Source organism: Streptacidiphilus alkalitolerans (assembly GCF_042511045.1).
Classification (GTDB): domain Bacteria; phylum Actinomycetota; class Actinomycetes; order Streptomycetales; family Streptomycetaceae; genus Streptacidiphilus; species Streptacidiphilus alkalitolerans.
The window spans coordinates 440964-465573 of sequence record NZ_JBHEZX010000004.1 but is presented as its reverse complement, the minus strand read 5'-3'; the positions used below and the strand labels follow the sequence as shown (position 1 = coordinate 465573).

25 protein-coding genes are annotated in these 24610 nt (G+C 72.6%); 8 read left to right on the top strand and 17 right to left on the bottom strand.

Going from position 1 to position 24610, the window contains the following annotated elements:
* Nucleotides 1–150 precede the first annotated feature (150 nt).
* A complete protein-coding gene (locus ACEZDG_RS11550; protein WP_380506557.1) occupies nt 151–765 on the top strand; it encodes an NADAR family protein in 615 nt (204 codons plus the stop codon).
* Here ACEZDG_RS11550 and ACEZDG_RS11545 read toward each other — a convergent pair.
* Genes ACEZDG_RS11545 through ACEZDG_RS11535 form a run of 3 tightly spaced genes read right to left on the bottom strand, consistent with a single transcriptional unit; the run spans nt 753 to nt 3402 of the window.
* The gene (locus ACEZDG_RS11545; protein WP_380506554.1) at nt 753–1484 is read right to left on the bottom strand and encodes a DUF4097 family beta strand repeat-containing protein; all 732 of its coding nucleotides are present in this window, start codon (nt 1482–1484) and stop codon (nt 753–755) included. The two genes, ACEZDG_RS11550 and ACEZDG_RS11545, sit on opposite strands and share 13 nt — an antisense overlap.
* Nucleotides 1481–2125 carry a response regulator gene (locus ACEZDG_RS11540; RefSeq protein WP_380506552.1) on the bottom strand — a complete coding sequence of 215 codons (645 nt, stop codon included), beginning with the start codon at nt 2123–2125 and terminating at the stop codon, nt 1481–1483. The genes ACEZDG_RS11545 and ACEZDG_RS11540 overlap by 4 nt, the downstream gene beginning before the upstream one ends.
* Nucleotides 2113–3402 (bottom strand): sensor histidine kinase, encoded by a 1290-nt coding sequence (locus ACEZDG_RS11535; protein WP_380506549.1) that lies wholly within the window; start codon nt 3400–3402, stop codon nt 2113–2115. The genes ACEZDG_RS11540 and ACEZDG_RS11535 overlap by 13 nt, the downstream gene beginning before the upstream one ends.
* Nucleotides 3403–3579: 177 nt before the next feature.
* On the opposite strand from ACEZDG_RS11535, the gene ACEZDG_RS11530 reads away from it, so the two are divergent.
* Both ACEZDG_RS11530 and ACEZDG_RS11525 read left to right on the top strand, forming a co-directional pair.
* Nucleotides 3580–4002: a hypothetical protein gene (locus ACEZDG_RS11530; RefSeq protein WP_380506546.1), complete on the top strand. Its 423-nt coding sequence runs from the start codon at nt 3580–3582 to the stop codon at nt 4000–4002.
* Nucleotides 3999–4373, top strand: a complete 375-nt coding sequence (locus ACEZDG_RS11525; RefSeq protein ID WP_380506543.1) for a hypothetical protein — start codon at nt 3999–4001, stop codon at nt 4371–4373. The genes ACEZDG_RS11530 and ACEZDG_RS11525 overlap by 4 nt, the downstream gene beginning before the upstream one ends.
* Nucleotides 4374–4448: 75 nt before the next feature.
* On the opposite strand, the gene ACEZDG_RS11520 is transcribed toward ACEZDG_RS11525, so the two are convergent.
* Nucleotides 4449–5837 carry a glycine--tRNA ligase gene (locus ACEZDG_RS11520; protein ID WP_380506540.1) on the bottom strand — a complete coding sequence of 463 codons (1389 nt, stop codon included), beginning with the start codon at nt 5835–5837 and terminating at the stop codon, nt 4449–4451.
* 256 nt (nt 5838–6093) lie between these two features.
* Here ACEZDG_RS11520 and ACEZDG_RS11515 point away from each other — a divergent pair, with 256 nt between their 5' ends.
* A complete protein-coding gene (locus ACEZDG_RS11515) occupies nt 6094–6510 on the top strand; it encodes a Fur family transcriptional regulator (protein WP_380506537.1) in 417 nt (138 codons plus the stop codon).
* A 151-nt stretch (nt 6511–6661) separates the two neighbouring features.
* On the opposite strand, the gene ACEZDG_RS11510 is transcribed toward ACEZDG_RS11515, so the two are convergent.
* The 4 genes from ACEZDG_RS11510 to leuA form a co-directional block, all read right to left on the bottom strand.
* Nucleotides 6662–7492 (bottom strand): isoprenyl transferase, encoded by an 831-nt coding sequence (locus ACEZDG_RS11510; protein WP_380506534.1) that lies wholly within the window; start codon nt 7490–7492, stop codon nt 6662–6664.
* A gap of 30 nt (nt 7493–7522) precedes the next feature.
* On the bottom strand, nt 7523–8269 hold the full coding sequence (gene recO, locus ACEZDG_RS11505; protein WP_380506531.1) for a DNA repair protein RecO: 747 nt from the start codon (nt 8267–8269) through the stop codon (nt 7523–7525).
* A 46-nt stretch (nt 8270–8315) separates the two neighbouring features.
* The gene (locus ACEZDG_RS11500; RefSeq protein WP_380506528.1) at nt 8316–8978 is read right to left on the bottom strand and encodes a TerB family tellurite resistance protein; all 663 of its coding nucleotides are present in this window, start codon (nt 8976–8978) and stop codon (nt 8316–8318) included.
* 171 nt (nt 8979–9149) lie between these two features.
* A complete protein-coding gene (gene leuA / locus ACEZDG_RS11495) occupies nt 9150–10916 on the bottom strand; it encodes a 2-isopropylmalate synthase (RefSeq protein WP_380506525.1) in 1767 nt (588 codons plus the stop codon).
* A 216-nt stretch (nt 10917–11132) separates the two neighbouring features.
* Between leuA and ACEZDG_RS11490 the strand changes: the two genes are divergently transcribed.
* Both ACEZDG_RS11490 and ACEZDG_RS11485 read left to right on the top strand, forming a co-directional pair.
* Nucleotides 11133–12233 (top strand): M4 family metallopeptidase, encoded by a 1101-nt coding sequence (locus tag ACEZDG_RS11490; protein WP_380506522.1) that lies wholly within the window; start codon nt 11133–11135, stop codon nt 12231–12233.
* A gap of 60 nt (nt 12234–12293) precedes the next feature.
* Nucleotides 12294–12563, top strand: coding sequence for a protealysin inhibitor emfourin (locus ACEZDG_RS11485; protein ID WP_380506519.1), 270 nt, complete (start codon nt 12294–12296; stop codon nt 12561–12563).
* 69 nt (nt 12564–12632) lie between these two features.
* Here ACEZDG_RS11485 and ACEZDG_RS11480 read toward each other — a convergent pair whose 3' ends face one another.
* The 3 genes from ACEZDG_RS11480 to ACEZDG_RS11470 are packed head-to-tail and all read right to left on the bottom strand — an operon-like array spanning nt 12633 to nt 17118.
* Entirely contained in the window at nt 12633–15116 is a 2484-nt protein-coding gene (locus tag ACEZDG_RS11480) for a beta-glucosidase family protein (RefSeq protein ID WP_380506516.1), read from the bottom strand.
* 2 nt (nt 15117–15118) lie between these two features.
* The gene (locus ACEZDG_RS11475) at nt 15119–15817 is read right to left on the bottom strand and encodes an alpha/beta fold hydrolase (RefSeq protein WP_380506513.1); all 699 of its coding nucleotides are present in this window, start codon (nt 15815–15817) and stop codon (nt 15119–15121) included.
* A gap of 23 nt (nt 15818–15840) precedes the next feature.
* Nucleotides 15841–17118, bottom strand: a complete 1278-nt coding sequence (locus tag ACEZDG_RS11470; RefSeq protein WP_380506510.1) for an MFS transporter — start codon at nt 17116–17118, stop codon at nt 15841–15843.
* A gap of 119 nt (nt 17119–17237) precedes the next feature.
* Here ACEZDG_RS11470 and ACEZDG_RS11465 point away from each other — a divergent pair, with 119 nt between their 5' ends.
* Nucleotides 17238–18263, top strand: a complete 1026-nt coding sequence (locus ACEZDG_RS11465; protein ID WP_380506507.1) for a LacI family DNA-binding transcriptional regulator — start codon at nt 17238–17240, stop codon at nt 18261–18263.
* A 22-nt stretch (nt 18264–18285) separates the two neighbouring features.
* On the opposite strand, the gene era is transcribed toward ACEZDG_RS11465, so the two are convergent.
* The 4 genes from era to ACEZDG_RS11445 all read right to left on the bottom strand — a co-directional run bounded on the left by era (nt 18286) and on the right by ACEZDG_RS11445 (nt 20416).
* The gene (gene era, locus ACEZDG_RS11460) at nt 18286–19281 is read right to left on the bottom strand and encodes a GTPase Era (RefSeq protein WP_380506504.1); all 996 of its coding nucleotides are present in this window, start codon (nt 19279–19281) and stop codon (nt 18286–18288) included.
* Between the two features lie 46 nt (nt 19282–19327).
* Nucleotides 19328–19486 carry a hypothetical protein gene (locus ACEZDG_RS11455; RefSeq protein ID WP_380506501.1) on the bottom strand — a complete coding sequence of 53 codons (159 nt, stop codon included), beginning with the start codon at nt 19484–19486 and terminating at the stop codon, nt 19328–19330.
* A 94-nt stretch (nt 19487–19580) separates the two neighbouring features.
* Complete coding sequence (locus tag ACEZDG_RS11450; RefSeq protein ID WP_380506498.1) at nt 19581–19946, bottom strand: cytidine deaminase; 366 nt, start codon at nt 19944–19946, stop codon at nt 19581–19583.
* Nucleotides 19947–19981: 35 nt separating this feature from the next.
* On the bottom strand, nt 19982–20416 hold the full coding sequence (locus tag ACEZDG_RS11445) for a nitroreductase/quinone reductase family protein (protein WP_380506495.1): 435 nt from the start codon (nt 20414–20416) through the stop codon (nt 19982–19984).
* A gap of 69 nt (nt 20417–20485) precedes the next feature.
* Here ACEZDG_RS11445 and ACEZDG_RS11440 point away from each other — a divergent pair, with 69 nt between their 5' ends.
* The gene (locus ACEZDG_RS11440) at nt 20486–21409 is read left to right on the top strand and encodes an LLM class flavin-dependent oxidoreductase (protein WP_380506492.1); all 924 of its coding nucleotides are present in this window, start codon (nt 20486–20488) and stop codon (nt 21407–21409) included.
* On the opposite strand, the gene ACEZDG_RS11435 is transcribed toward ACEZDG_RS11440, so the two are convergent.
* Nucleotides 21390–22607, bottom strand: coding sequence for a M20 metallopeptidase family protein (locus tag ACEZDG_RS11435; protein WP_380506489.1), 1218 nt, complete (start codon nt 22605–22607; stop codon nt 21390–21392). The two genes, ACEZDG_RS11440 and ACEZDG_RS11435, sit on opposite strands and share 20 nt — an antisense overlap.
* A 164-nt stretch (nt 22608–22771) precedes the next feature.
* Entirely contained in the window at nt 22772–24451 is a 1680-nt protein-coding gene (locus ACEZDG_RS11430; RefSeq protein ID WP_380506486.1) for a beta-1,3-glucanase family protein, read from the bottom strand.
* Nucleotides 24452–24610: the final 159 nt, after the last annotated feature.

Below are 24610 nucleotides of genomic sequence, written 5' to 3'. Positions count from 1 at the left end.
GGCCCGATGCCCTCGCCCGACCACACCCGGCGCGAACCAGTAATCGAGACCGATTGAACCTGTCGACCCATTCCCGGTCGCGGTCTCCGGGACCGCTGATCCCGGTCTGATCCGGAGTTCGGTGTCGGTGGCGGCTGGCAGGATGACGGGATGACGACGAGTGAGGTGCGGGACCCGGCGCGGGCGCGGAGCCGGGAGGAGCTGGCGGGGATGACGGCGGCCGGGGCGCGGCCGAAGTGGCTGATGTTCTGGGGGCACCAGCCGCAGCGGGACGGTTCGGTCGGGCCCGGGTGTCTGAGTCAGTGGTGGCCCTCGCGGTTCAGCGTGGACGGGGTGGAGTACGCCACCGCCGAGCACTGGATGATGGCCGGCAAGGCCCGGCTGTTCGGGGACGGGCAGGCCGTGCCGGGGATCCTCGCGGCGCGGACGCCGGCCGAGGCGAAGAACCTGGGGCGGCTGGTGCGCGGGTTCGACGACGAGCGGTGGCGGGTGGAGCGGTTCGAGCTGGTGGTGGCCGGGAACGTCGCCAAGTTCGGGCAGGACCCCGCGCTGCGCGCCTACCTGCTGGGGACCGCGAACCGGGTGCTGGTGGAGGCGAGCCCGCGGGACCGGGTCTGGGGCATCGGGCTCGGCGCGGCGGACGAGCGGGCGGCCGACCCGGCCCGCTGGCGGGGGCTGAACCTGCTCGGGTTCGCGCTGATGGAGGCCAGAGCAAGACTGACGGCCGATCAGGAGCCCCAGCAGAAAAGGGATCAGGACGTGTAGGCGAGGTCCACCGGACCGGAGTCGCTGGTCGCGGTGACGGTGCCGGCCGCGGCCGGGTCGTCGAGACCGTCGTCCATCGAGGCGGGTCCGCTGGTGGAGTGGGCGGCGGCCCGGTAGCGGGTGCCGTGCGGGAGGCCGATGTCGATCGGCCCCGAGTCGGACTCGGCGCCGACCGTGCGCGGCGCGGCGGCGAAGTCCAGGCTGATCGGGCCCGAGCCGCTCAGCGCCCGGACCCGGGCGGACCGCAGCCCGTCGCACTGGATCGGGCCGGAGGCCGAGCGCAGGTCGAGGGCCCCGGCGATCCGGGAGACCGTGGTGGGCCCGGAGGTGGCGACCGACTGCACCGCGGTGTCGGCCGGCACCTCGATCCGCAGGTCGGCGTGGCAGTCCAGCGAGCCGAGCAGGTGCGTGCCCAGGCAGCTCACGGTGACCACCAGGGTGTCGCCGTCCCAGTGGTGCCCGACCCGCGGCCGGCTCAGCACCCAGTCCAGGCGCTGACGCAGCGTCACCCTCCCGGCCGGGCCCCGGTCGACCTCCACCGAGCCGCCGGTGTTGTCGATCCGCAGCGCCGACACCGGGTGGACCAGGGTACGGGCGGCGGAGGCGTGGTCCGAGGCCAGCCCGGTGACCAGGGACGCCCCGGTGGTCGCCGCCACGACCAGCCCGGTGACCAGGGCGAGCACCCACCAGAGCCGCCGCCGCGGGTCGGCCCCGCTCACGCGTGGTCCAGGAACTGCAGCACCGCCATCACCCGGCGGTGCTCCCCCTCGGTCGGGGAGAGGTCCAGCTTGGTGAAGATGCTGTTGATGTGCTTCGCCACCGCGCTCTCACCGACCACCAGCGCCTGGGCTATCGCCGCGTTGGAGCGCCCCTCGGCCATCAGCGACAGGACCTCCCGCTCGCGCGGGGTGAGCGAGTCCAGCGGGCCGCTCTGCCGACGCAGCAGCAGCTGCGAGACCACCTCCGGATCCAGCGCGGTGCCGCCGGCGGCGACCCGCTCCAGCGCGTCCAGGAAGTCGTCCACATTGGCGACCCGCTCCTTCAGCAGGTAGCCGACCCCGCGGGTGTCGCCGACCAGCAGGTCCGCCGCATAGCGCTCCTCCACGTACTGGGAGAGCAGCAGGACCGCGGTCCCGGGCCACTGCCTGCGGATCACCAGGGCCGCGCGCACGCCCTCGTCGGTGAACCCCGGCGGCATCCGGACGTCGGTCACCACCACCTCGGGACGGTGCTCCGCCACCGCCGCGAGCAGCCCCTCGGCGTCGGCCACGGCGGCCAGCACCTGGTAGCCCACCGCCTCCAGCACCTTGACCAGCCCGGCCCGGAGCAGGACCGAGTCCTCGGCGATCACAGCGCGCACGGCAACTCCACGGTGAGGACGGTCGGACCCCCGAGGGGGCTGGTCACGGCCAGGCTGCCGTCCACCGAGGCGGCGCGCTGGCGCAGCCCGGCGAGCCCGGTGCCCCTGGCCGGGTCGGCACCGCCCACCCCGTCGTCGGCGACGGTGATCACGATGCGGGTGCCACTCTGCCGGACCGCGACCTCGGCGCGCGAGGCGCGGGCGTGCTTGGCGATGTTGGCCAGGGCCTCGGAGACCACGAAGTACGCCACCGCCTCCACCGCCGGGTCGGCCCGGCCGGGCAGTTCCACCACCAGTCTGACCGGCAGCGGGGCCCGGGCGGCGATGCCGGACAGCGCCGCGTCCAGGCCCCGGTCCTCCAGTACCACCGGGTGCAGTCCCCGTACCAGGTCCCGGAGTTCGGCGATGGCGGCCTGGGCCTCCAGGTGCGCCTCGTCGATCACCTCCATGGCCCGGACCGCCTGCTGCTCCGGCGGGAGCCCGCGCAGGGTGCGCTTGGCCAGGCCCAGGTTCACCGCCAGCGACACCAGCCGCTGCTGCGCGCCGTCGTGCAGATCGCGTTCGATCCGGCGGCGCTCGGCGTCGGCCGCGTCCACCACCCCGCTGCGGCTCTCCGCCAGCGACTCGACCCGGCGGGCCAGTTCCCTGGCCCGGTTCGGGCCGAGCAGCGCGGCGGCGGCGTAGCCGTCCAGGCGGCGGACCAGCCGGGCCGCCCAGGGCATCGCCAGCAGCAGGACCAGCCCGACCGCGGTGATCCAGATGTCGCCCGCGTCCTGGCCGTTGAAGGCGTAGCTGTCGGTCGGCGCGGCCCAGGCCCAGCCGAACACGGTGGCCAGCACCAGACCCGCGGTCCAGCCGGCCAGCACCGCGACCGCGAGCGCGGACAGCAGCGGCGCCGCCACCAGGTGGTAGCCGAGCTGCCGCCAGGCACTGTCCGAGCGCAGCCAGCGCAGGGTGGCCCGGCTCAGCAGCGGGCCCTCCCGCTCCGCGGCGGCCGGGATCTCCAGCCCGAGCAGGGCGCGGAAGCGGTCCCGCTGCAGCCGGGTCAGCAGCCGGTGGAACAGCAGGAGCAGCAGCGCGACGCACACCGGCAGCCCGGTGTGCCACGCCTTCGGCGCCAGCAGCACGACCGCGGGCAGCGCCAGCGGCACTCCGGCGGCGATGAACCCGGTCTCCTGCCAGGCCCAGCGGCTGAACGGCGCACCGAGCAGCCGCAGCGCCGTGCGCCACGGCTGGTGCGCGGTCGCCGGGACCGCGCCCATGTCCGTCGTCGCCATGGCGCAGACCCTAGTGCGCATGATCGTCCCCGCGCCATGAACTCCGGGCCCGTCCCGGGGTGTACCAGGCACCACCACGGCTCGGACCCGCGCACTACCGACTCCTCCGCCGGATTTCGGGAAGCTGGTGACCATCGGAAGACGTTGAGGAAGTACACAGCTCGGGGAGGGACCCTGATGACCATGCAGAATCCGACACTCGACCCAGGCGTCGACACCCTGCCCCTGCTTGACTCCCCGTGGTCGGTCCGCTTCGCCCACGGCACGAGGGGCCGGGTCGCGCTGGAGGTCTACAACGCCGGACTGCTGCTGGACGTGCTGGTGGCCCAGCCCCTGGCCGCCGACCTGCTGCGCGGCGCCCGCAGGACCGTGTCCAACGGCCTCTCCTCGGTGCTCGCCTGGGGCCATCTGCCGCCGGACGGGATACCCCCGGCGGTGGAGCTCACCCGGCGGCACCGGGCCCCGTACGCGGCCGAGCCCCGCATCGGCGCCGGGGTCTTCTGGCTCGCGCTGGCCCAGGGCAGCTTCGACCGGGTCACCGCGACCCACCGCGACGGCACCAGCGAGCGGCTGCGGGTGCGCGCGGGCTGGTCCCGATGAGCATCGCCCTCGGCCCCGGCCGCACCCCTCCCGCGCAGCTGCTGCCCTGGCTGCTGGTCGGACTCGGCACGGTGCTGCTGCCCTGGCTGGGCACCCTGGCCGCGGCCGGCCAGTGGAACTGGGTCGGCCTCGACTTCCTGGAGGCGCTCGGCCTGATCGCCACCGGGCTGCTGCTCCGCCGGGCCGACCCCCGGCACTGCCTCACCGCCGCCGCGACCGCCGTGCTGCTGCTCACCGACGCCTGGTTCGACACCACCACCGCGGCCCCGGGGCCCGCGCTGGCGTTCGCGCTGACCACGGCCGTCCTGATCGAACTCCCGCTGGCCGTCCTCTGCGCCCGGCTGTCCCTGCGCGCCCTGGCCCGGGCATAGCCGCAGCACGCAGAACGCGCCGTCGCCCCTCCCCAGCTTCGGGAGGGGCGACGGCGCGTCAGCGTCGGGCCGGCCTCAGCAGCCGATGAGCTTCCCGGCGAGGAAGCCCTCGACCTGGTCCAGCGAGATCCGCTGCTGCTCCATGGTGTCGCGCTCGCGCACGGTCACCGCGTTGTCGTCGAGGGTGTCGAAGTCGACGGTGATGCAGAACGGGGTGCCGATCTCGTCCTGGCGGCGGTAGCGGCGACCGATCGCACCGGCGTCGTCGAACTCGACGTTCCAGTGCTTGCGCAGGTCCGCGGCCAGGCCGCGGGCCTTCGGCGAGAGCGCGGCGTTGCGGGACAGCGGCAGCACCGCGACCTTGACCGGGGCCAGCCGCGGGTCGAGCCGCATCACCACGCGCTTCTCCATCACGCCCTTGGCGTTGGGCGCCTCGTCCTCGCGGTAGGCGTCGAGCATGAACGCCAGCATGGCGCGGTTCACACCGGCCGCGGGCTCGATGACGTACGGGTACCAGCGCTCGCCGGACTCCTGGTCGAAGTACTTGAGGTCCTGGCCGGAGTGCTCCGAGTGCTGGGTCAGGTCGTAGTCGGTGCGGTTGGCGATGCCCTCAAGCTCGCCGAACTCGTTGCCGCCGAACTGGAACCGGTACTCGATGTCCACGGTGCGCTTGGAGTAGTGCGAGAGCTTCTCCTTGGCGTGCTCGAAGAAGCGCAGGTTCTCCTCGCGCAGCCCGAGGTCGAGGTACCAGTTCCAGCGCTCCTGGAGCCAGTACTCGTGCCACTGCTCGTCCTCGCCGGGCTTGACGAAGAACTCCATCTCCATCTGCTCGAACTCGCGGGTGCGGAAGATGAAGTTGCCGGGCGTGATCTCGTTGCGGAAGCTCTTGCCGGTCTGGGCGATGCCGAACGGCGGCTTCTTGCGCGAGGTCTGCTGCACGGCGGCGAAGTTGATGAAGATGCCCTGGGCGGTCTCCGGGCGCAGGTACGCCAGGCCCGCCGGGTCACCGGCGTTGAACGCGCCGAGGTGGGTCTCCAGCATGCCGGACATCGGCTTGGGCTCGGTGAAGCCGCCCTTGTTGCCGCAGTTGGGACAGTTGATGTCGGCGAGCCCGTTGGCGGGGACGTGGCCGTGCTTGGCCTCGTACGCCTCCTCCAGGTGGTCGGCCCGGTACCGCTTGTGGCAGGAGACGCACTCGGTCAGCGGGTCGCTGAAGGTCGCGACATGGCCGCTGGCCTCCCAGACCTCACGGGCGAGGATGACGGACGAGTCGAGACCGACGACGTCCTCACGCGCGGTGACCATATTGCGCCACCACTGCCGCTTGATGTTCTCCTTCAGCTCGACACCCAGCGGTCCGTAGTCCCAGGCGGCCTTCTGGCCGCCGTAGATCTCGCTGCAGGGATAGACGAAGCCACGGCGCTTGCTCAGGCTGACGATGGTGTCGATCTTGTCGGCGGCCACAGTGCTCTCTTCAGTACGACGAATGCGGTCAGTGATGGATTTCATTGCACGCGGGGCGCGCCACAGCCGCCCGTACGGGGGCCGAGGACGCGACCGAATACCTCAGGTTACCGGCCCGGGAGGCAGACGTTTCAATTCCATTGCCGCGGTGCTGCTCGGCCGGTGGCCGCAGGTACCCACCAAACGCCGCCCGGCTGGCACAATGGCGGCGGCAGCCCCCGTTCGGGACCGTTTGAGAGTGCGAGGAGACCACAAGGTGACGCCGCCGTCTGCGAACCAGTCGTCCCCGGCCCGGTCGACCCGGCAGCGGACCGCCGTCGCCTCGCTGCTCACCGAGGTGGACGACTTCCGCAGCGCCCAGGAACTGCACGATCTGCTGAAGCACCGGGGCGACTCGGTCGGCCTGACCACGGTCTACCGCACGCTGCAGTCGCTCGCCGACGCCGGCGAGATCGACGTCCTGCGGACGGACGACGGCGAAGCGGTGTACCGGCGGTGCAGCAGTGGGCATCACCACCACCTGGTCTGCCGCAGTTGCGGGCGCACGGTCGAGGTGGAGGGACCTGCGGTCGAACGCTGGGCGGAGGGGGTCGCCCACGACAACGGGTTCGTGGACGTGGCCCACACGCTCGAGATCTTCGGTACCTGTGCGGAGTGCGCGGCGCAGGGCTGATCGCAGGCAGCCGGGTGCGCGTCGGCGCTGGTTGCTGTTCGCGCAGTTCCCCGCGCCCCTGGGGGACTGCCTGGCCGAGCCACGTCGTACCTCAGGGGCGCGGGGAACTGCGCGAAGAACCACCCGCGACGGGTCACCCTCCGCGCAACGTTCAGCCCTGCTTCGGGAGGACCACCTCGTTGGGGAGCGCCCCGCCGTAGCGGCGGTCCCGGGAAGCGAACTCCTCGCAGGCGCGCCACAGGTCGCGGCGGTCGAAATCCGGCCACAGGACGTCCTGGAACACCATCTCCGCGTACGCCGACTGCCACAGCAGGAAGTTGGAGGTCCGCTGCTCCCCGCTGGGGCGGATGAAGAGGTCCACGTCCGGCATGTCGGGGTGGTAGAGGTACTTGGTGAGGGTCTTCTCGTTGACCTTCTTCGGGTCGAGCTTCCCGGACGCCACGTCCGCCGCCAGCGCCGCCGCCGCGTCGGCGATCTCGGCCCGGCCGCCGTAGTTGACGCACATGTACAGCGTCATCGCGTCGTTGTCGCGGGTCATCTCCTCGGCGACCTGGAGCTCCTGCACCACGCTCTTCCACAGCTTGGGCATCCGCCCGGCCCAGCGGATCCGGATGCCCATCTCGTTCATCTCGTCGCGGCGGCGGTGGATCACGTCCCGGTTGAAGTTCATCAGGAAGCGCACCTCCTCGGGCGAGCGCTTCCAGTTCTCGGTGGAGAAGGCGTAGAGGGAGAGGTTCTTCACGCCCAGCTCGATGCAGCCCTTGAGCACGTCGAGCACGACGCTCTCGCCGACCTTGTGGCCCTCCGTGCGCGGCAGCCCGCGCTCCTTGGCCCAGCGGCCATTGCCGTCCATGACGACGGCGACATGCTGGGGCACCAGCTCGCCGGGGAGCTTGGGCGGCTGGGCGCCGCTCGGGTGCGGGGACGGGGGTGCGTACTCCCGCTGCCGACCGCCGAAGAGTCCACGCCGTGCAGTTGCCATGAGCTTTCAGTTCTCCCGAGGTATTAGCGGTCAGCGGTCTACGTAGCGGAGCGAGCGCAGGCCGCGCTCCAGGTGCCATTGGAGGTACGCCGCGACCAGGCCACTGCCCTCCCGGGCGTGGCGGGCCTCGGCGGCGTCCGCCGTCCTCCAGTCGCCGGACAGCAGCGCGCCCAGCAGTGCCAGTGTCTCAGGGGAGGGTACGACACTGCCGGGAACCCGGCAGTCGGGGCAGAGCGAGCCTCCGGTCTGCACCGAGAAGAACCGGTTGGGGCCGGGCATCCCGCACTTGGCGCAGTCGTCGAACGACGGAGAGTAGCCGTTGACCGACAGCGAGCGCAGCAGGAAGGCGTCCAGCACCAGCGGGGAGTCGTGCTCGGCGGCGGCCAGCGTCCGCAGCGCGCCGATCAGCAGCAGGTACTGCTGGACCGCGGGCTCGCCCTCGTTCTCGGTGAAGCGCTCGGCGGTCTCCAGCATCGCGGTGGCGGCGGTGTAGCGGCCGTAGTCGTCGACGATCCGGCTCCCGTACGGGGTGATCGTCTCGACCTGGGTGCAGAGCGCGAGGTGCCGGCCGACCAGGTCCTCACCCCGGGAGAAGAACTGCACGTCGACATGGGAGAAGGGTTCCAGCCGGGCGCCGAACTTGGACTTGGTCTTCCGCACCCCGCGGGCGACGGCGCGGACCCGGCCGTGCTGCCGGGTGAGCAGGGTGATGATGCGGTCCGCCTCGCCCAGCTTCTGGGTGCGGAGCACCACCCCGTCGTCGCGGAACAGACTCATGCCCGCCATTGTCGCCCATGGGGGCGACAGCCAGGACCGTCCGCGGTCAGGAGTGCGGAGTCCTGGCCGCGGCGACCAGGGTGGCCTCGATCCGTCCCGCGCTGAGGTTGAGGCAGCGTCCGGCGGCGCGCAGCGCCTCCTGCTCGGCCGGGCGGTAGGGGCCGTCGGCGAGGGCGATCCAGGCGCCCTGGGTGAGCAGCCGCTCCCGTCCCGGCTCGGCCAGGTGCGGGGCCAGCGGTTCCAGCGCGGTGTGGAGTTCCACGGCCAGGCCGCTGCCGCAGCCGTAGAGCTCGCCCAACTCCTCGTCGGCCGCGGTCATCGCGGCCAGCGCAGCCAGGATCTGCGGCTCGTCCAGGTCGCTGTGGCCGGCCTCGTGGACCACGCCGAGGGCCGCCTCGCGGGCGCCGCGGGAGGTTCCGCCGGCGGCGAGGACGGCGAGGACGACCGCGTACTGCGCGGTGCGCAGCATCGCCAGCAGATTGCCGGAGGTGGGCCGTTCCAGGGCGTCGAGGCCGTAGCGGGCGCGGCAGGCGGTGCACTGCAGGGTGGTCCCGGCGTCACCGACCGGCAGCACCGGCAGTCCCAGCAGCCGCAGCCATCTGCGACCGCCCTGGCGGCGGTAGTTGCGGTCGCCGCCGCATCCCGGACAGAAGAACTCTCCGAGCGCCTCGGTACGCCACCGGGCTCGGACACCTGCCAGCTGTGCCACGGCGCACTCCCACCTGACTGCAGACCGACTGCGATGTCGGTCGCACCGATGCTGCCATGAGCAGTGACACCCTGTCAGTACCCCGGGCAGTCGGCAGATCAGAAATTTGTGGCCGAAAACACACTGGCTCCCCGCTGGAACAGCGGGAAGCCAGTGCCGGAACTGCGGGTGTCAACCGCGCTGCGCCCGGTTGACGGCGCTGACCACGGCCTTGATCGAGGCCAGCACGATGCTGGTGTCGATGCCGACCCCCCAGAGCACCCGTCCGTCCACGGCGCACTCCCAGTAGGAGGCGGCCTGGGCGCCGGAGCCCTGGCTCAGGGTGTGCTCGACGTAGTCCAGCAGCCGGGCGTCGATGCCGATCGAGCCCAGCGCGACGAAGAAGGCGTCCAGCGGGCCGTCGCCGACGCCGGCCAGCTCGACCGGGGCGCCGTCCACGGTGGCCTGGACGCTGATCGCGTCCTTGCCCTCGGGGGTGCTGCTCAGCCGGTAGGCGCCCAGCTGGATCCGGCCCCAGGGGGCGTCCGGGGTGGGCAGGTACTCGTCCTCGAAGGCGGCCCAGATCGCGGCCGGGGTGACCTCGCCGCCGTCGGTCTCGGTCTTCGCCTGGATGATCTTCGAGAACTCGATCTGCATCCGGCGCGGCAGGTCCAGCTTGTGGTCGTTCTTCAGCACGTAGGCGATGCCGCCCTTGCCGGACTGGCTGTTGACCCGGATCACGGCCTCGTAGGAGCGGCCCACGTCCTTGGGGTCGATCGGCAGGTACGGGACGCCCCAGGTGTGCTCGCCGACCGGGTGGCCGGCCGCGGCGGCGTCGGCCTCCAGCGCGTCGAAGCCCTTCTTGATGGCGTCCTGGTGGGAGCCGGAGAAGGAGGTGTACACCAGGTCGCCGGCGTAGGGGTGGCGCTCGGGGACGACCATCTGGTTGCAGTACTCGTAGGTGCGGCGGATCTCGTCGATGTCCGAGAAGTCGATCATGGGGTCCACGCCCTGGGAGAACAGGTTCATCCCGACGTTGACCAGGTCCAGGTTGCCGGTCCGCTCGCCCTGCCCGAACAGGCAGCCCTCGACCCGGTCCGCGCCGGCCATCACGGCCAGCTCGGCGGAGGCGACGCCGGTGCCCCGGTCGTTGTGCGGGTGCGTGGACAGCGCGACGAAGGCGCGGCGGGACAGGTTGCGCGACATCCACTCGATCATGTCGGCGTAGACGTTGGGGGTGCAGCGCTCCACCGTGGTGGGCAGGTTGAGGATGATCTCGCGGCCCTCGGCGGGCTGCCAGACGTCCATCACCGCCTCGCAGACCTCCAGCGCGAAGTCCAGCTCGGTGTCGATGAAGATCTCCGGCGAGTACTGGTAGCCGAAGACCGTGGTCGCGTCGAGCAGCTTCTCCGCGTACTCCATCACCAGCCGGGTGCCGTCCACGGCGATGTTCTTGATGTCCTCCTTGGAGCCCTTGAACACCACCCGGCGGAACAGCGGCGAGGTCGCGTTGTAGAGGTGGACGGTCGCCCGGGGGGCGCCGACCAGCGACTCCACGGTGCGGGCGATCAGGTCCTCACGGGCCTGGGTCAGCACGCTGATGGTGACGTCCTCGGGGATCGCGCCCTCGTCGATGATCGAGCGCACGAAGTCGAAGTCGGTGGCCCCGGAGGAGGGGAAGCCGACCTCGATCTCCTTGTAGCCCATCTTCACCAGCAGGTCGAACATCGCCCGCTTGCGGGCCGGGGACATCGGGTCGATCAGCGCCTGGTTGCCGTCCCGCAGGTCGGTGGACAGCCAGCGCGGGGCCTTGCTGATCACCTTGGAGGGCCAGGTCCGGTCCGGCAGGTCGACCGTGCCGAAGGGTACGTAGCGCTGGAACGGCATTCCGGAGGGCTGCTGCCGGACGGTGGCCGCGGTGACCGGGGTGGACCGCTCGTTGAAAGGCGTGTCGGACATTCTCATGCTCCATCAGGTAGGTACGGGTCCAGGGCCCGACCGACGGAACTGCGGCACCAGAGAGCGCACAGCACGAGTCCCCGCGGCGAGGGAGTCGGCCTTGTCGGAACTACAGGCCCTCGCCGCGGCAGCTAAGAAGAAGCAGCCCGGTACGCATGATGCGGACAAGACTAGCCCAGTCCCTTCCGTCGCCACAATCTCGTCCCGCCCGCTGGGATGACACAGAGTGAGATCTCTGCCACTTTTGGTGAGGTGATCAGCCGAATCCCCGCACCTGTCCACTGCGGCATCGTCCCGCCGCACATCCTCGAACACCTGGTCGCGCACGCCGAGGACCTCGCCGTGCGCGAGGCCGCCGAGCGGTCGCTGGCCCTGGACGCGCTGCACCGGGAGCAGCGGGTGCTGCCGCCGCCCGCCGCCCGGGCGCTGCTCCCCGAGCGGTCGCTCACCACGCCGCAGCGCACGGTCAGCGACGACCACCACACCGAGCGGCTGCCCGGCCGCACCGTACGCACCGAGGGCGCGCCGCCGGTGGCCGACCGCACCGTCGACCGGGCCTACGACGGCCTCGGCGCCACCTTCGACTTCTACCTGGCCGCCTACCGGCGGCACTCCATCGACGACCGGGGCCTGCCGCTGGACGCCACCGTCCACTACGGGCAGAAGTACGACAACGCCTTCTGGAACGGCTCGCGCATGATCTTCGGCGACGGGGACGGGGTGCTCTTCAACGACTTCACCGTCTCGGTCGACGTGATCGGGCACGAACTCACCCACGGGGTCACCCAGTTCAGCGCCAACCTGGACTACCAGGGGCAGTCGGGGGCGCTGAACGAGTCGGTCTCGGACGTCTTCGGCTCGCTGGTCAAGCAGTACGCGCTGGGGCAGACCGCCGACCGGGCCGACTGGCTGATCGGCGCGGGGCTGCTCGCCCCGCAGGTGCAGGGGATCGCGCTGCGCTCGATGCGGGCCCCGGGCACCGCCTACGACGACCCCAGCCTCGGCACCGACCCGCAGCCGGCCACCATGGCCGGATATGTGGACAGCAGCGGCGACAACGGCGGGGTGCACCTCAACTCGGGCATCCCCAACCACGCCTTCTACCTGGCCGCCACCGCGATCGGCGGCTACGCCTGGGAGCGGGCGGGGCAGATCTGGTACGACGTGCTGACCGGCGGCGGGATCGCCGCCTCGGCCGATTTCGCGGAGTTCGCCGCGGCGACGGTGGCGGCGGCCGAGACCCGCTACGGCGCGGGGGCGGAGGCGCGGGCGGTACGGGAGGCCTGGGTCCAGGTGGGGGTAATCACACAGAACTGATCAAAAGAGAGCACCCAACCCCCTGTTCCGGTCGCTACACAACGGTGCACACTGGCCACTATGCGTATCCAGGTCACCCGCTCCGGCGGGCTCCTCGGCGCCGAGCGCCGCTCCGTACTCGACACCGAAGGACGTCCGGACGCCCCGCACATCCATGCCCTGGCCAGGGAAGCCCTGGGCTCCTGCAACCGCACGCCCTCCTTCGGCGTGCCGGACGGCTTCCACTACGCGATCAGCGTCGACGAGCGCGGCACCGGGCACTGCGCGGAACCGCAGTTGACGGACAGTCAGCGAAGCCTGATCTCCCTGGTGCTGGCCCAGGGGCACTGACGGGCCGTCCGGGCGGGCGCTGACGCCGTCCGCCCCGGGCAGGCACTCCCGGGACGGACGGCGGGCCGGTCAGCCCTCCAGCGGCAGGTCGAAGGCCACGGCTGGCCCGCGGTCGGCGGCGCTGCGGCCCGCCTGCACCGCGTAGCTGCCGGGGCGCAGCGTCCACCCCGCGTCGCCCCAGGTCTGGAAGGCCCGCAGCGGCAGCTCCACCCGGGCCTCGACCACCTCGCCGGGCCCGGCCGCCACCACGGCGAACCCGGCCAGCCGGCGGTCCGGACGGCTGCGGTCGGCGCCGTCCGGGGCCAGGTAGACCTGGACCGTCTCGCGTCCGGCCCTGGTTCCGGTGTTGCGGACCCGGACCAGCGCCACCGCCCGCGCGGCGTAGGGGTCCGCGCCGCTGCCCGGATCGGCCGGGCGCAGCTCCAACCCCTGGTACTCCCAGTCGGTGTAGCCGAGGCCGTGGCCGAACCAGTAGGCGGGCTGGGCGGTGCCGCGGCGCTGCCAGGCCGGGTAGCCGATGAACAGGCCCTCCTGGTACTCCAGCGCCCCGTCGGTGGTCTCCACGCCCCAGACCGGGCTGTCGGCCTGCTCGGCCGGCCAGGTGGTGGGCAGCCGGCCGCCGGGCTCGGCCAGGCCGAGCAGCACGTCGCCCAGCGCCGCCCCGGCCTCCTGCCCGGGGAACCAGGTCAGCAGCACCGCGGCCACCTGCTCGCGCCAGGGCATCAGCACCGGGGCACCGGCGTTGACCACCACCACGGTGCGCGGGTTGGCCGCGGCGACCCGGGCCACCAGCTCGTCCTGACGGCCCGGCAGGGCCAGGCCGGTGCGGTCGACCCCCTCGCTCTCCACCTCCTCGGTGGTGGCCACCACGACCACGGCGACGTCGGCGGCGGCGGCCAGCGCCACCGCCTCCTCGATCAGCTGGTCCGCGGTGGCGACCGGCTCGGAGTGGCCCAGGGCGAAGGACACCAGGCCGAACCCGGCGAAGGCCGACGCCTCGGGCAGGGTGTGGGTGAGGCTGACCTCGACCGGCGCGGTGCTGGACAGCTCCAGCTCGAACACGGCCTCCGGCGGGTTCAGGAAGGCGGCGGCGGGGTCGTTGCCCTCGACCCGCACCACACCGTCGAACAGCAGCGCGCCGCCCGCCTCCAGCCGGAACCGGCCCGCGCCCCTGATCGCCAGCCGGTGCGTGCCGACGGCCCGCGGGGCCAGCGTCCCGGTCGCCCTGACCGAGCCCAGCGCATCGAAGCCGACCCCGGCCGGCAGTTCGCCGATCCAGCGGACGCTGCCGTCCGGCACCGGCACCGCGGCCAGCGCGGAGCCGTCCCTGCCGATCAGCTCCGCGCTCAACGGCGAGGCCAGCGGCGGGACATGGGTACGCGGGTCGGCGCCCAGCGCATAGCCCAGCGCGGTGCCGGGGGGCAGTGCCGCGCGCAGCCCGTCCAGCGGGCTGACCACCCGGGTCGGGAACACCTGGGCGCTGCCGCCGCCACCGATCCTGGCCTCGGCCGCCGCCGCGCCGATCAGCGCGATCGAGCCGGGGGCCGGGTCCAGCGGCAGGATGCCGTCGTTGCGGAGCAGGGTGAACGAGCGGGCGGCCACCTCCCGGGCCAGTGCCTCGCCGTCGATCGGCGCGGGCAGCCGGTCGGCCGGGACCGCGGCCGGGGCGTCCGCCAGCAGCCCGACCCGGGCGGCCAGCCGCAGCACCCGGCGGGCCAGGTCGTCCACCGCCTGCTCCGGGACCCGGCCGTCGCGGACGGCGGCGACCAGGTGCTCCCCGTAGACGGTGACCGGTCCCGGCATGGCCACGTCCAGGCCGCCGAGGGCGGCGCGGACGGTGTCGCGGGCGCCGGTCCAGTCCGAGACCAGGACCCCGTCGAAGCCCCACTCCCCGCGCAGCACCCCGTTGTTGAGCGCGTCGTGCTCGCTCATGCTGACGCCGTTGACCCGGTTGTAGGCGGCCATCAGGCCCCACGGCCGGGCCTTGCGGACGATGGCCTCGAACGGGGCCAGGTAGAGCTCGCGCAGGGTGCGCTCATCCGCCCGGACGTCCACGGTGTAGCGCTCGGTCTCGGAGTCGTTGCCGACCCAGTGCTTGGGCGTGGTGGCCACGCCCCCGTCCTGGACGCCGGCCACCAGGGCCGCGCCGATCTCCCCGGTCAGCAGCGGGTCCTCGGAGTACGCCTCGAAGTGGCGTCCGCCGCGCGGGCTGCGGTGCAGGTTGACGGTGGGCGCGAGCACCACGTGGGCGCCCTTGCGGCGGGCCTCCTGGGCCAGCAGCGCGCCCAGCCGGCGGGCCAGGGCGGTGTCCCAGGTGGCGGCGAGCGCGGTCGGCGAGGGGATGGCGATCGACGGGTCGTCCGGGGTCCAGTGCTCGCCGCGGACGCCGGCCGGGCCGTCCGACATCACCATGCGGCCGAGGCCGATGTCCTCGTTCGCAGGCAGCGACCACATGTCCGCGCCGGCCAGCAGGGCCACCTTGGCGGCCAGGTCCAGCTTGCCGAGAGCGGCCTCGACCGCCGTCTCCCGGAGGGTGTCGTCGTGGGTGGTCATGGTCAGATCCAGCCTTCCAGAGAGCTGAGGAAACCGTCGAAGTCGTCCCGGTGGACGGTGTGCCCGGCCCCGGCGACCGTACGCACCTCGAAGCCGCGGTCGCGCAGGGTCCGCGCGTCCTCGGGGCCGATCAGGAAGCTCGGGTCGGCCAGTTGCACCAGCGAGGGGACGACCGGCTTGTCCGGCAGCTCGGCCTCGGCCTCGCGTCCGGACAGGGCGAGTGCGGTGGCGCTGTCCCAGACCGCGAGGGTCTCCAGCTCGACCTGGACGTCCGCCTGTTCCCAGCGCGGGTTCATCGCGGTGATGGTCTCGGCGGTGGCCTGCGCGGCGAAGTCGACGAACATCGCCGGATCGAAGCCCCGGTCCCGCTGGACGAAGCGCCAGGCCGGGTCGGAGTAGACCGCGCGGGCCGGGCGCAGCCGGTCCACCGCGCGGGAGAGGGTCAGCCCGCCCAGCGAGTGGCCGATCGCCAGCTCCGCGCCCTGCGGCAGGGTCTCCACCAGGTCGTCGGCATACAGCGCGGGGGTGTACTCGCCGCGCCCGGAGGCACCGTGGCCGCGCAGGTCGACGGCGATGACGCGGTAGCCGCGCTCGGCCAGGGCCGGCCCGACCCGGCGCCAGGTGCGCGAGTCCGACATGATGCCGTGGACCAGCAGGGCGATCCGGTCGCCGCTGCCCCACTCACGGGTGTTGAGCTTCATGGTCAGTTGTGCCTTTCAGCGGATCAGCGAACGCTGCGGATGGGACGGACGGCGAGGGCGCCGAGGATGCTCAGCACTCCCCCGACCAGGAACAGGGTGGTGTAGCCGGCCGCGCCGACCACCACGGAGGCGACGAACGGCGCGACGATCTGCGGGGCCGCGTTGGCGATGTTCAGCACGCCCATGTCGCGGGCGGCGTCCTCGGCCCTGGGCAGGACCAGGGTGACCAGCGCGGTGTCCACGGCCATGTAGCAGCCGAAGGCCAGGCCGTTGACCACGCCGAAGACCGCCATCCCGGTGAAGGTCGGGCTCAGCATCGGGATGACCATGGCGCAGCCGGCCGCCGCGGCGGAGATGCCGACGAAGCGCTTGCGGGCGTCCAGCCGGTCCGAGAGCGGTCCGCAGACGGCGATGGAGACCAGCATGGCGACGCTGGCGACGGGGGTCAGGATGGCGACCGCGCCGGTCGGCGACATCCCGTGCGGCAGTGCGATGTGGTCCTGCAGGATGTAGAGCTGGTAGCCGCTGACCGAGAAGTAGCCGAGCACCAGCAGCGCCCGGCCGATGAAGGCCCAGCGGAAGTCGTGCGCCCGCAGGCTGTCGGTGAAGGCCGCCGCCCGCTGCCCCAACGTCGGCTGCTGCCGCGGCTGTTGCGGCCCCGCACTCCCCTTCGGCTCCCGGCTCAGGCCGGTGAACAGCACCGCGCCCGCCGCGACCAGCGCGCCCAGGGTCAGGTAGCCGGTGCGGAAGTGGTCCGAGAAGCCGTTGGCGACCAGCACCCCGAGGATGCTGCCGACCGGCATGCCCAGGCCCACCGCGGCGGAGGCCGCGCCCCGGCGCTCGACCGGGATCCGGTCGGGGACGACCGAGGTGATCGCGGCCTGGTAGACGTTCATCACGGCCTGGCCGAGGCACCAGGCGATGCCGACCAGCAGGACCGAGTTGACCGCCCCCATCAGCGCCATCACCGGCACCGCCAGCAGCCCGCCGGTCAGGATCCACGGGTTGCGCCGGCCCGAACGGTCGGACAGGGCGCCGGCGACCGGGTTGAACAGGGCCGCGAACACCGCGCTCACCCCCGAGACCAGGCCCAGCACGGCGACCTTGTGGTGCGGGGTGATCTGCTCGATCTGCAGCGGCAGCAGGATCCCGCCGACGCCGATGTAGAGGGCGTACATCACCGAGTTGCCGGCGAACAGCAGCGGCAGCAGCCCGCGCCGGTCCGGTCCGGAGCCCTCGGCACCGGCGGCGCCGGAGCTTGGGGCCGCCGATGCGGCTTCGGTCAGGGGATTCAGGGCCACATTGCCCTCCATCGTCGGGTCCCTACATGGTTACACGTGTCATGATGACTCGTGTAACCATAGGTGTAACAGCTCCCGGCCCCCTGCACCAGCCCTCGGTCTGGAAAGATGCGAAAGCGATGAACCAGCAACCGACCGCCCCCACGGGCACCCCCACCAGCGCCGACGTCGCGCGTCTCGCGGGCGTCTCGCGGGCCACCGTCTCGTACGTCCTCAACGACACCGCGGGCGGCCGGGTCGGCGAGCAGACCCGGCAGCGGGTCCGCGCCGCGGCGGAGGAGCTCGGCTACATCCCGCACGCCGCCGCGCGCTCCCTGCGGGCCGGGCACAGCGGGATCGTGCTGCTGGCCACTCCGGAGATCACCCTGGGGCCGCTGTTCAGCGAGTTCTTCACCGAGCTGCGGGCCGGGCTGCGCGACCACGGCTACACCGCCGTGATCTACGGCGACAACAGCGGGGACGGCGGCGACCGGGCCGAGTCCGCCGCCCGGATCTGGGCGGAGCTGCGCCCCACCGCCGTGCTGGCGGGCGTCGGGACCCCGCTCACTCCCCGCTCCGCCGAACTGCTCCGGCGCTCCGGCACCAGGGCCGTGATCACCCTGGCCGACCCGCCGGTGGCCGGGGTGCACGCGCTGGTGCTCGACCAGCGCCGGATCGGCGCCACCGCGGCGGAGCACCTGCTGGCCCGGGGCCACCGCGCCCTCGGCGTGGTCGTCCCCACCGACCGCAGCCTGGACCTGTTCAGCCTGCCCCGGCTGGCCGGGGTGCGGGAGGCGGTCGACGGCGGGATCCGGGTCGAACGGCTGGACCTCGACTACACCGAGCAGGCCGCCGCCCGGCTCGCCGCCGACTGGCCCGGGCTCGGCCTCAGCGCCCTGTTCAGCTACAACGACGAGTACGCGATGCTGTTGATGAGCGCCTTCCAGGACGCCGGCATCGGCATCCCCGACGAGGTCGCCCTGGTCGGCGCGGACGACCTGATGCTGGCCCGGCTGCTCCGGCCCCGGCTGACCTCGGTGCAGCAACTGCTGCCGCCGGGGCGGACCCTGGCCGATCTGATCGACCGTCTGATCCGGCACCCGGACACCCCGCCGGAGATCCACGACCTGGGCACCGCCAGGATCGCCGTCCGCGACTCCAGCTGACCCGACATCAGCTGTTGGTGCGTCAGAAACCGAGCTTGCGCAGCTGCTTGGGGTCGCGCTGCCAGTCCTTGGCGACCTTCACATGCAGGTCGAGGTAGACCGGGGTGCCGAGCAGCGCCTCGATCTGCTGGCGGGCCACCGTCCCCACGTGCTTGAGCCGGGAGCCCTTGGAGCCGATCACAATGGCCTTCTGGCTCTGCCGCTCGATGTAGACATTGGCGTGGATGTCCAGCAGCGGCTTGCCCTCCGGGCGGCCCTCGCGCGGCAGCATCTCCTCGACCACCACGGCCAGCGAGTGCGGCAGCTCGTCCCGCACGCCCTCGAGCGCGGCCTCGCGGATCAGCTCGGCCACCATGATCTGCTCGGGCTCGTCGGTGAGGTCGCCCTCCGGGTAGAGCATCGGGCCCTCGGGCAGCATCGGCACCAGCAGGTCCGCCAGCAGCTCCACCTGCACGTCACCGGTGGCCGAGACCGGCACGATCTCGGCCCACTCGATGCCGAGTTCGGCGCCCAGCTGGGAGATCGCGATCAGCTGCTCGGCCAGCTGCTTGGAGGTGACCAGGTCGGTCTTGGTGATGATGGCGACCTTGGGGGTGCGCTTGATCCCGGCCAGCTCCTTGGCGATGAACTTGTCGCCGGGGCCGAGCTTCTGGTCGGCGGGGAGGCAGAAGCCGATCACGTCGACCTCGTTCCAGGTCGCCCTGACCACGTCGTTCAACCGCTCGCCGAGCAGCGTGCGCGGCTTGTGCAGGCCGGGGGTGTCCACCAGGATCAGCTGCGCGTCGGGCCGGTGCACGATGCCCCGGACGGTGTGCCGGGTGGTCTGCGGGCGGTCCGAGGTGATCGCGACCTTGATCCCGACCAGGGCGTTGGTGAGGGTGGACTTGCCCGCGTTGGGGCGCCCGACGAAGCAGGCGAAGCCCGACCGGTGCGGGCGGGCCCCCTGGGGGGCGGCGTCGGCGGCGTCAGTGGCGGGCTTGGCGGTCTGCTGGGTGGGGCGAGAGCTCATAGGGACCATTCTCCCCTATGCCGGGCAGCTGCATGGTCCACAGCGGGCGAGCGGGCTACTTGCCGCGTTTGAAGAGGGAGCCGATGCCGCCGAAGACGGTGAACAGGGCCACGATGATCGAGGCGGCGAGCCAGCCCGGGTTGCGGTGCTCCTGCCAGTGGCCCATCCCCATCAGCACGAACAGGACCCCCGCGACAAAACCTATGCCCCCCACGGCTTCCCTCCCTAGACACTTCTGCCCCGACCCTAGTCGGGCCGGGGCAGAAGGCAAGACGCACGTTCGAGCAGCGGACGCTTCAGCGGACCCGTCAGCCGGCCTCGACGGTCGACCGCAGCGCGCCGTCGAGTCCGGCCAGCAGCACCGGGGTGCCGGCGCCGCCGAGGTCGCGCACCGCGGCGAGGTCCGCCGCGGCGGGCTCGGTGGCGGCGCTGACCACGGCTGCCGCCTCCAGGCCCTTCGCCCCGCTGGCCACGGCCATCGCCACGGCCGTCTGCAGCGCGGTGAGCCGCAGCGACTCCAGGGCGACCGTCCCGGCGACATAGGTGCGGCCGGTCTCGTCCCGCACCGCCGCCCCCTCGGCCACGCCGTTGCGGGCACGCACCGAACGCGCCAGGGTGATGATCTTCTTGTCCTCGGGGTCGATCCCGGTCGCGTGATCGCTCGCGTCGCTCATACGTCCGAGGATACGGCCCCGTACTGCCTGGTCAGCTACCGCCTGGTCAGCACGACCACCGGGATCGGTCCGGGCGCGGTGGCCTGGAACTCCTCCAGTGCGGGCAGCCGGGCCAGCTGGGCCGCCCACAGCGCCGCCCGCTGCTCCCCCTCGGCGTCGGCCGCCACCGCCGCGAACGTCTCCGTGCCGATCTCGACCGTCACCTCGGTCGGATGCGCCAGCAGGTTGTAGTACCACCCGGGCCGGGTCGGCCGGCCGCCGTTGGCGGCGAACACCGCCCACTGCCCCTCCCCCGCCGGGAGCGCCGCCAGCGGCATGGTCCGCTGCTCGCCGGTGCGCGCACCGCGGGTGGTGAGCAGCAGCAGCGTTCCACCGGCGAACGGGCCGCCGACCACCCCCTTGTTCGCCCGGAACTCCTCGATGATCTGCTGGTTCCACTGCAACCGCTGGGCCTGATCCTGCTCCGCCACTGAAACTCCTCAGTTCTGTCGGCCAGTTGCCATGAATCCTGGCAGGCTTCCGGCACTAGCGTGCGCGGTATGACAAGGGACCGAATCGGAGTGATGTACGAACGCGACTGGGCGCCGGAAGGTCTGCCGCAGTTCGCCAGGGATGTGGAACGGCTCGGCGTGGACGAGCTGTGGGTGGTCGAGGACCTGGAATGGGCCGGCTCGATCGCGTCCGCGTCCACCGCGCTCGCGGTGACCGAGCGGCTGCGGGTCGGGATCGGGATCACCCCCGCGCCGCTGCGGAACCCCGCGCTGCTGGCCATGGAGCTGGGCGCGCTGGCCCGGATGTTCCCCGGCCGGCTGTCCGCCGGGGTGGGCCACGGGCTGCGGGCGTGGATGGCGAAGGTCGGCGCGGCGCCGCGCAGCCCGCTGGCGCTGCTGGAGGAGACGCTGACCGCGGTGCGCGGGCTGCTGCGCGGCGAGGAGGTCAGTGTGGACGGCCGGGAGGTGCGCCTCGACCGGGTACGGCTGGTGCACCCGCCCGCGGTGGCGCCGCCGGTGCTGGCCGGGGTGGTCCGGCCGCGGTCGCTGGAGCTCGCGGGCCGGGTCGCGGACGGCACGATCGTGGCCGAGGGCCACGGACCGCAGGACCTGGCGCAGGCGCTGGCCCACATCGCCAAGGGCCGCGCCGACCGGGCCGGGGGCCGCGCGGCGGACGGTACGGAGGGCGGCGCGGAGGGCCCGGCGGAGCACGGCCTGACCGTGTTCGCCTTCCTGTGCGTGCAGGACGACCCGGAGCTGCTGCGGGCCACCGTGGGCCCGGCCCTGGCCGCCCACGCCGCCTGGCTGGAGCGCCCGGTGGAGCAGGTCTTCGCCGCCCTCGGCCCGGCCGGCGACGCGGCCGCGCGGGTGCGCGACCTGTGGGCGGCCGGGGCCGACTCGGTGGTCCTCCGCGCCGTCGGCCCCGAGCCCCTCGCCCAGCTGACGGCGGTGCTCAGCGAGCTTCGCGGCTGAGACGTCCTACGGCCAGGGCGGCGAGCAGGGCCGCGCCGTCGGCGAGGACGGCGTCGGCGAAGGCGGCTTCCGGCGAGTGGTTGTAGGGCGCGGTGGCCGGGTCCTTGCCGTCCACGCAGGCGCCCAGGAAGACGAAGGCGGCCGGGACCTGCTCGGCGACGAAGGAGAAGTCCTCGGCCCCGGCCAGCGGCTGCGGCATCGTGGTCCAGCGGTCGGGGCCGAGCAGTTCCCGGACGGTGGCCTCGGCGAAGGCCAGCTCGGTCGGGTCGTTGACGGTGACCGGGTAGACGTCGACGTACTCCGCCTCGGCCTCCAGGCCGTGGGCGGCGGCGATGCCGCGGACCACCCGCAGCGACTCCTCGCGCACCCGGTCCCGCGCCTGCGGCGAGAAGGAGCGGACCGTGGTCTCCAGGTAGGCGTCGTCCGGGATGACGTTGTTGATGGTCCCGGCGCGGAGCAGCCCGGTGGTGACCACGACCGGGTCGAAGGCGTCGAAGCGCCGGGTCACCATGGTCTGCAGCGCGAGCACCGTCTCGCAGGCCGCGGGGACGGGGTCCAGCGCGGAATGCGGTGAGGAGCCGTGGCCGCCGCGTCCGCGCAGGGTGACCTCAAGGGTGTCGGCGGCGGCCATGATCGTCCCGGTCCGGCCCAGCACCTGCCCCTGCGGCATCGACGAGGCCACATGCAGGGCGTAGGCGGCCACCGGCAGCGAGCCGCTGGCCTGCAGCAGCCCCTCGTCGATCATCACCTTGGCGCCGCCGCGGCCCTCCTCCCCCGGCTGGAACATGAACACCACGTCCCCGGCCAGGGTCTCCCGCCGTTCGCAGAGCAGCCTGGCCGCGCCGACCAGCGCGGTGACATGCAGGTCGTGGCCGCAGGCATGCATCGCCCCGGCAATCTGCGAGGCGTACGGCAGGTCGGCGGTCTCCTGCACCGGCAGCGCGTCCATGTCGCCGCGCAGCAGCACCGTCGGCCCGGGCAGGCCGCCGCGCAGCACCGCCGTCACCGAGCTGAGCTGCTTGCCCAGGGTGACGGTCAGCGGCAGCCCCTCCAGCGCGGCCAGCACCTTGGCCTGGGTCAGCGGCAGTTCCAGGCCGATCTCCGGTTCCCGGTGCAGGGCGTGGCGCAGTTCGACCAGCCCGGGCTGCAGGGCGGCGGCGGACTCGCGGAGGGCGGAAACGGCGGAGGCAGCGGGCATGGGCGGGGACTCCCGGGTCGGACGGCGCGGACCTGACGACAAGAGGCCTATCACCCGACCCCCGCCGCCGTCACCACCGCCTCCGCCGCCGGCTCGCCCGCCGGCCCCGCCGCCTCGGCCGCGACCGGAGCGGGGGTGCCGGCTCCGGTCGCCCCGCGGACGGGTCAACTGGGCTTGAAGGTGAACCAGTTGACGTTGACGTAGTCCGCCGGCTGACCACTGGTAAAGGTCAGGTAGACGGTGTGCACACCGGTGGTCCTGGCGATCCCGGCCGGGACCGTCCGCCAGCTCTGCCAGCCGCCGGTGTTCGCCAGCGCGAAGCTGCCGACCGGGGTGGCGGTGCGGCTGTCCAGCCGCACCTCGACCAGGCCGCTGGCGCCGGAGGGGGCCCCGGAGGCGACCCTGGCCTGGAACTGGGTGGCGCCGCTGCCGAAGTCCACCCCGTTGTAGGCGAGCCAGTCGCCGTTGGCGATCGAGCCGACGTCCTGGCCGCCGCCGCTGTCCGTGGTGCCCTCGGTGATGGTGCCGGACTGGGCGGAGTACGCCTCGGCCTGGATCGTGGCGAAGGCGCTCACCCCGCCCACCGGCGGCGCCGTGGTGGGCGGCGCGGAGGTCGGCGGGGTCCCCCCGCCGCTGCTCGCGCCGCCGCCGACGCTGATCGTCCACAGGGTCGGCACCGAGGACTGGACCCGCCCCTCGAAGTCCACCCCGGCCGGGTGCACGTCGTCGTAGGGGAAGGCATAGCCGAGGTGGTCGGTCTCGATCTGGTGCAGCAGCCGGGCGTAGTGGTTGGTCCGCGGCTGGGCGTAGAAGTTGGCCGGGTTCTCACCGTCCGGCTGGTTCGGGTTGTCCAGCAGCGTGGTGCGGTTCAGGGCGGCGGCCAGCCGGGCGCTGATGTTGCCCATCTCGTCGTTGCCGGTGGTGAACGGAGCGCTGCTGCAGTTGAACACCGCCGCGGTGGAGGGCTTGCTGAAGCTGCCCACCCCGGGGAAGGACAGCACCCCGTTGCTGACCCGGCCGCGGGTGGTGCCCCAGGACGCCTGGGTGTCCAGCACCAGGTCGGTGCTCTGGTACTTCTGCCACACCTGGTCGATGTAGCTGTCCAGATAGCCGCTGAAGAGCGCCGGGTTGGAGGTGATCGCGGTGTTCGGGCTCAGCACCCGCAGCGGGTTCCCCGCCCCGTCCCTGACGATCAGTCGGCCCCAGTCGCTGCCGTCGGTGGCGGCCTGCGCGGTCAGCGAGTTGGCCAGGGTGGTCAGACCGGTCGTGGAGAGCCCCTGCACGGTCTGGGTGCCCTGGCTGGTCTGCAGGTTGAAGCCGATCGCCACCGCGGCGAAGTCCACATAGCTGATGTTGGCGTAGAGCTGGTTGGTGTCGTACGTGAACTCGCAGAAGGCGTAGGAGGTGGCGATGTTGGGGTCGCTCGGGTTGCTCACCGACGGCATCGCGATACCCGGGCCCGGGTTCACCAGGAAGGTGAGCTTGGCCCCGACCGAGAAGTAGATCCGCCCGCTGGCCAGGTGCGGCACGGAGATGGTCCGCGAGGCGCCCCGGGCGGGCAGCGCGATGGCGCAGTCCGCGCCCAGGGCGGCGCCCGGCGCGCTGGGGGACGGCGGGTGGTAGAGCGTGCTCCCGTCGGCCTCCAGGAAGGCCCAGCTGTTGCCCTGCGAGATGTCCAGGCCCAGCACGTACGCGTACACGGTGTCGGACGACGTGTTGTTGACCAGTTGCACATTGAGCGTCGTGGGGGTCGACGCCGAGGCGCTGCGCTGCAGCGAGGTGAGCAGGATCGGCGCGGCGACGGCCGCGAGGGAGGCGCCGATCAGGGTTCGACGGTTGATCACGTCATGCTCCTGGGGGACCGGACAGTCGAACGTGGGGGTTGCCGGCTGTCGTGGCAGTTGATGGCACGCGGAAAGGGCGTTTTCACTGTCTCGGTGCTGACCGTGAATGGTCAAGACCTCTGACTGAAAGCGCTCTCAAGCGCGCCTTAGCGCTACCTG

Coding starts and splice junctions, on each gene's coding strand:
- ACEZDG_RS11485 (WP_380506519.1), top strand. CDS start 12,294: ATGCGTATCCAGGTCACCCGCTCCGGCGGGCTCCTCGGCGCCGAGCGC.
- ACEZDG_RS11525 (WP_380506543.1), top strand. CDS start 3,999: ATGAGCATCGCCCTCGGCCCCGGCCGCACCCCTCCCGCGCAGCTGCTG.
- ACEZDG_RS11465 (WP_380506507.1), top strand. CDS start 17,238: ATGAACCAGCAACCGACCGCCCCCACGGGCACCCCCACCAGCGCCGAC.
- era (WP_380506504.1), bottom strand. CDS start 19,281: ATGGTCCCTATGAGCTCTCGCCCCACCCAGCAGACCGCCAAGCCCGCC.
- ACEZDG_RS11550 (WP_380506557.1), top strand. CDS start 151: ATGACGACGAGTGAGGTGCGGGACCCGGCGCGGGCGCGGAGCCGGGAG.
- ACEZDG_RS11450 (WP_380506498.1), bottom strand. CDS start 19,946: ATGAGCGACGCGAGCGATCACGCGACCGGGATCGACCCCGAGGACAAG.
- ACEZDG_RS11435 (WP_380506489.1), bottom strand. CDS start 22,607: ATGCCCGCTGCCTCCGCCGTTTCCGCCCTCCGCGAGTCCGCCGCCGCC.
- ACEZDG_RS11535 (WP_380506549.1), bottom strand. CDS start 3,402: ATGGCGACGACGGACATGGGCGCGGTCCCGGCGACCGCGCACCAGCCG.
- leuA (WP_380506525.1), bottom strand. CDS start 10,916: ATGTCCGACACGCCTTTCAACGAGCGGTCCACCCCGGTCACCGCGGCC.
- ACEZDG_RS11475 (WP_380506513.1), bottom strand. CDS start 15,817: ATGAAGCTCAACACCCGTGAGTGGGGCAGCGGCGACCGGATCGCCCTG.
- ACEZDG_RS11510 (WP_380506534.1), bottom strand. CDS start 7,492: ATGGCAACTGCACGGCGTGGACTCTTCGGCGGTCGGCAGCGGGAGTAC.
- ACEZDG_RS11490 (WP_380506522.1), top strand. CDS start 11,133: ATGACACAGAGTGAGATCTCTGCCACTTTTGGTGAGGTGATCAGCCGA.
- ACEZDG_RS11440 (WP_380506492.1), top strand. CDS start 20,486: ATGACAAGGGACCGAATCGGAGTGATGTACGAACGCGACTGGGCGCCG.
- ACEZDG_RS11530 (WP_380506546.1), top strand. CDS start 3,580: ATGACCATGCAGAATCCGACACTCGACCCAGGCGTCGACACCCTGCCC.
- recO (WP_380506531.1), bottom strand. CDS start 8,269: ATGAGTCTGTTCCGCGACGACGGGGTGGTGCTCCGCACCCAGAAGCTG.
- ACEZDG_RS11480 (WP_380506516.1), bottom strand. CDS start 15,116: ATGACCACCCACGACGACACCCTCCGGGAGACGGCGGTCGAGGCCGCT.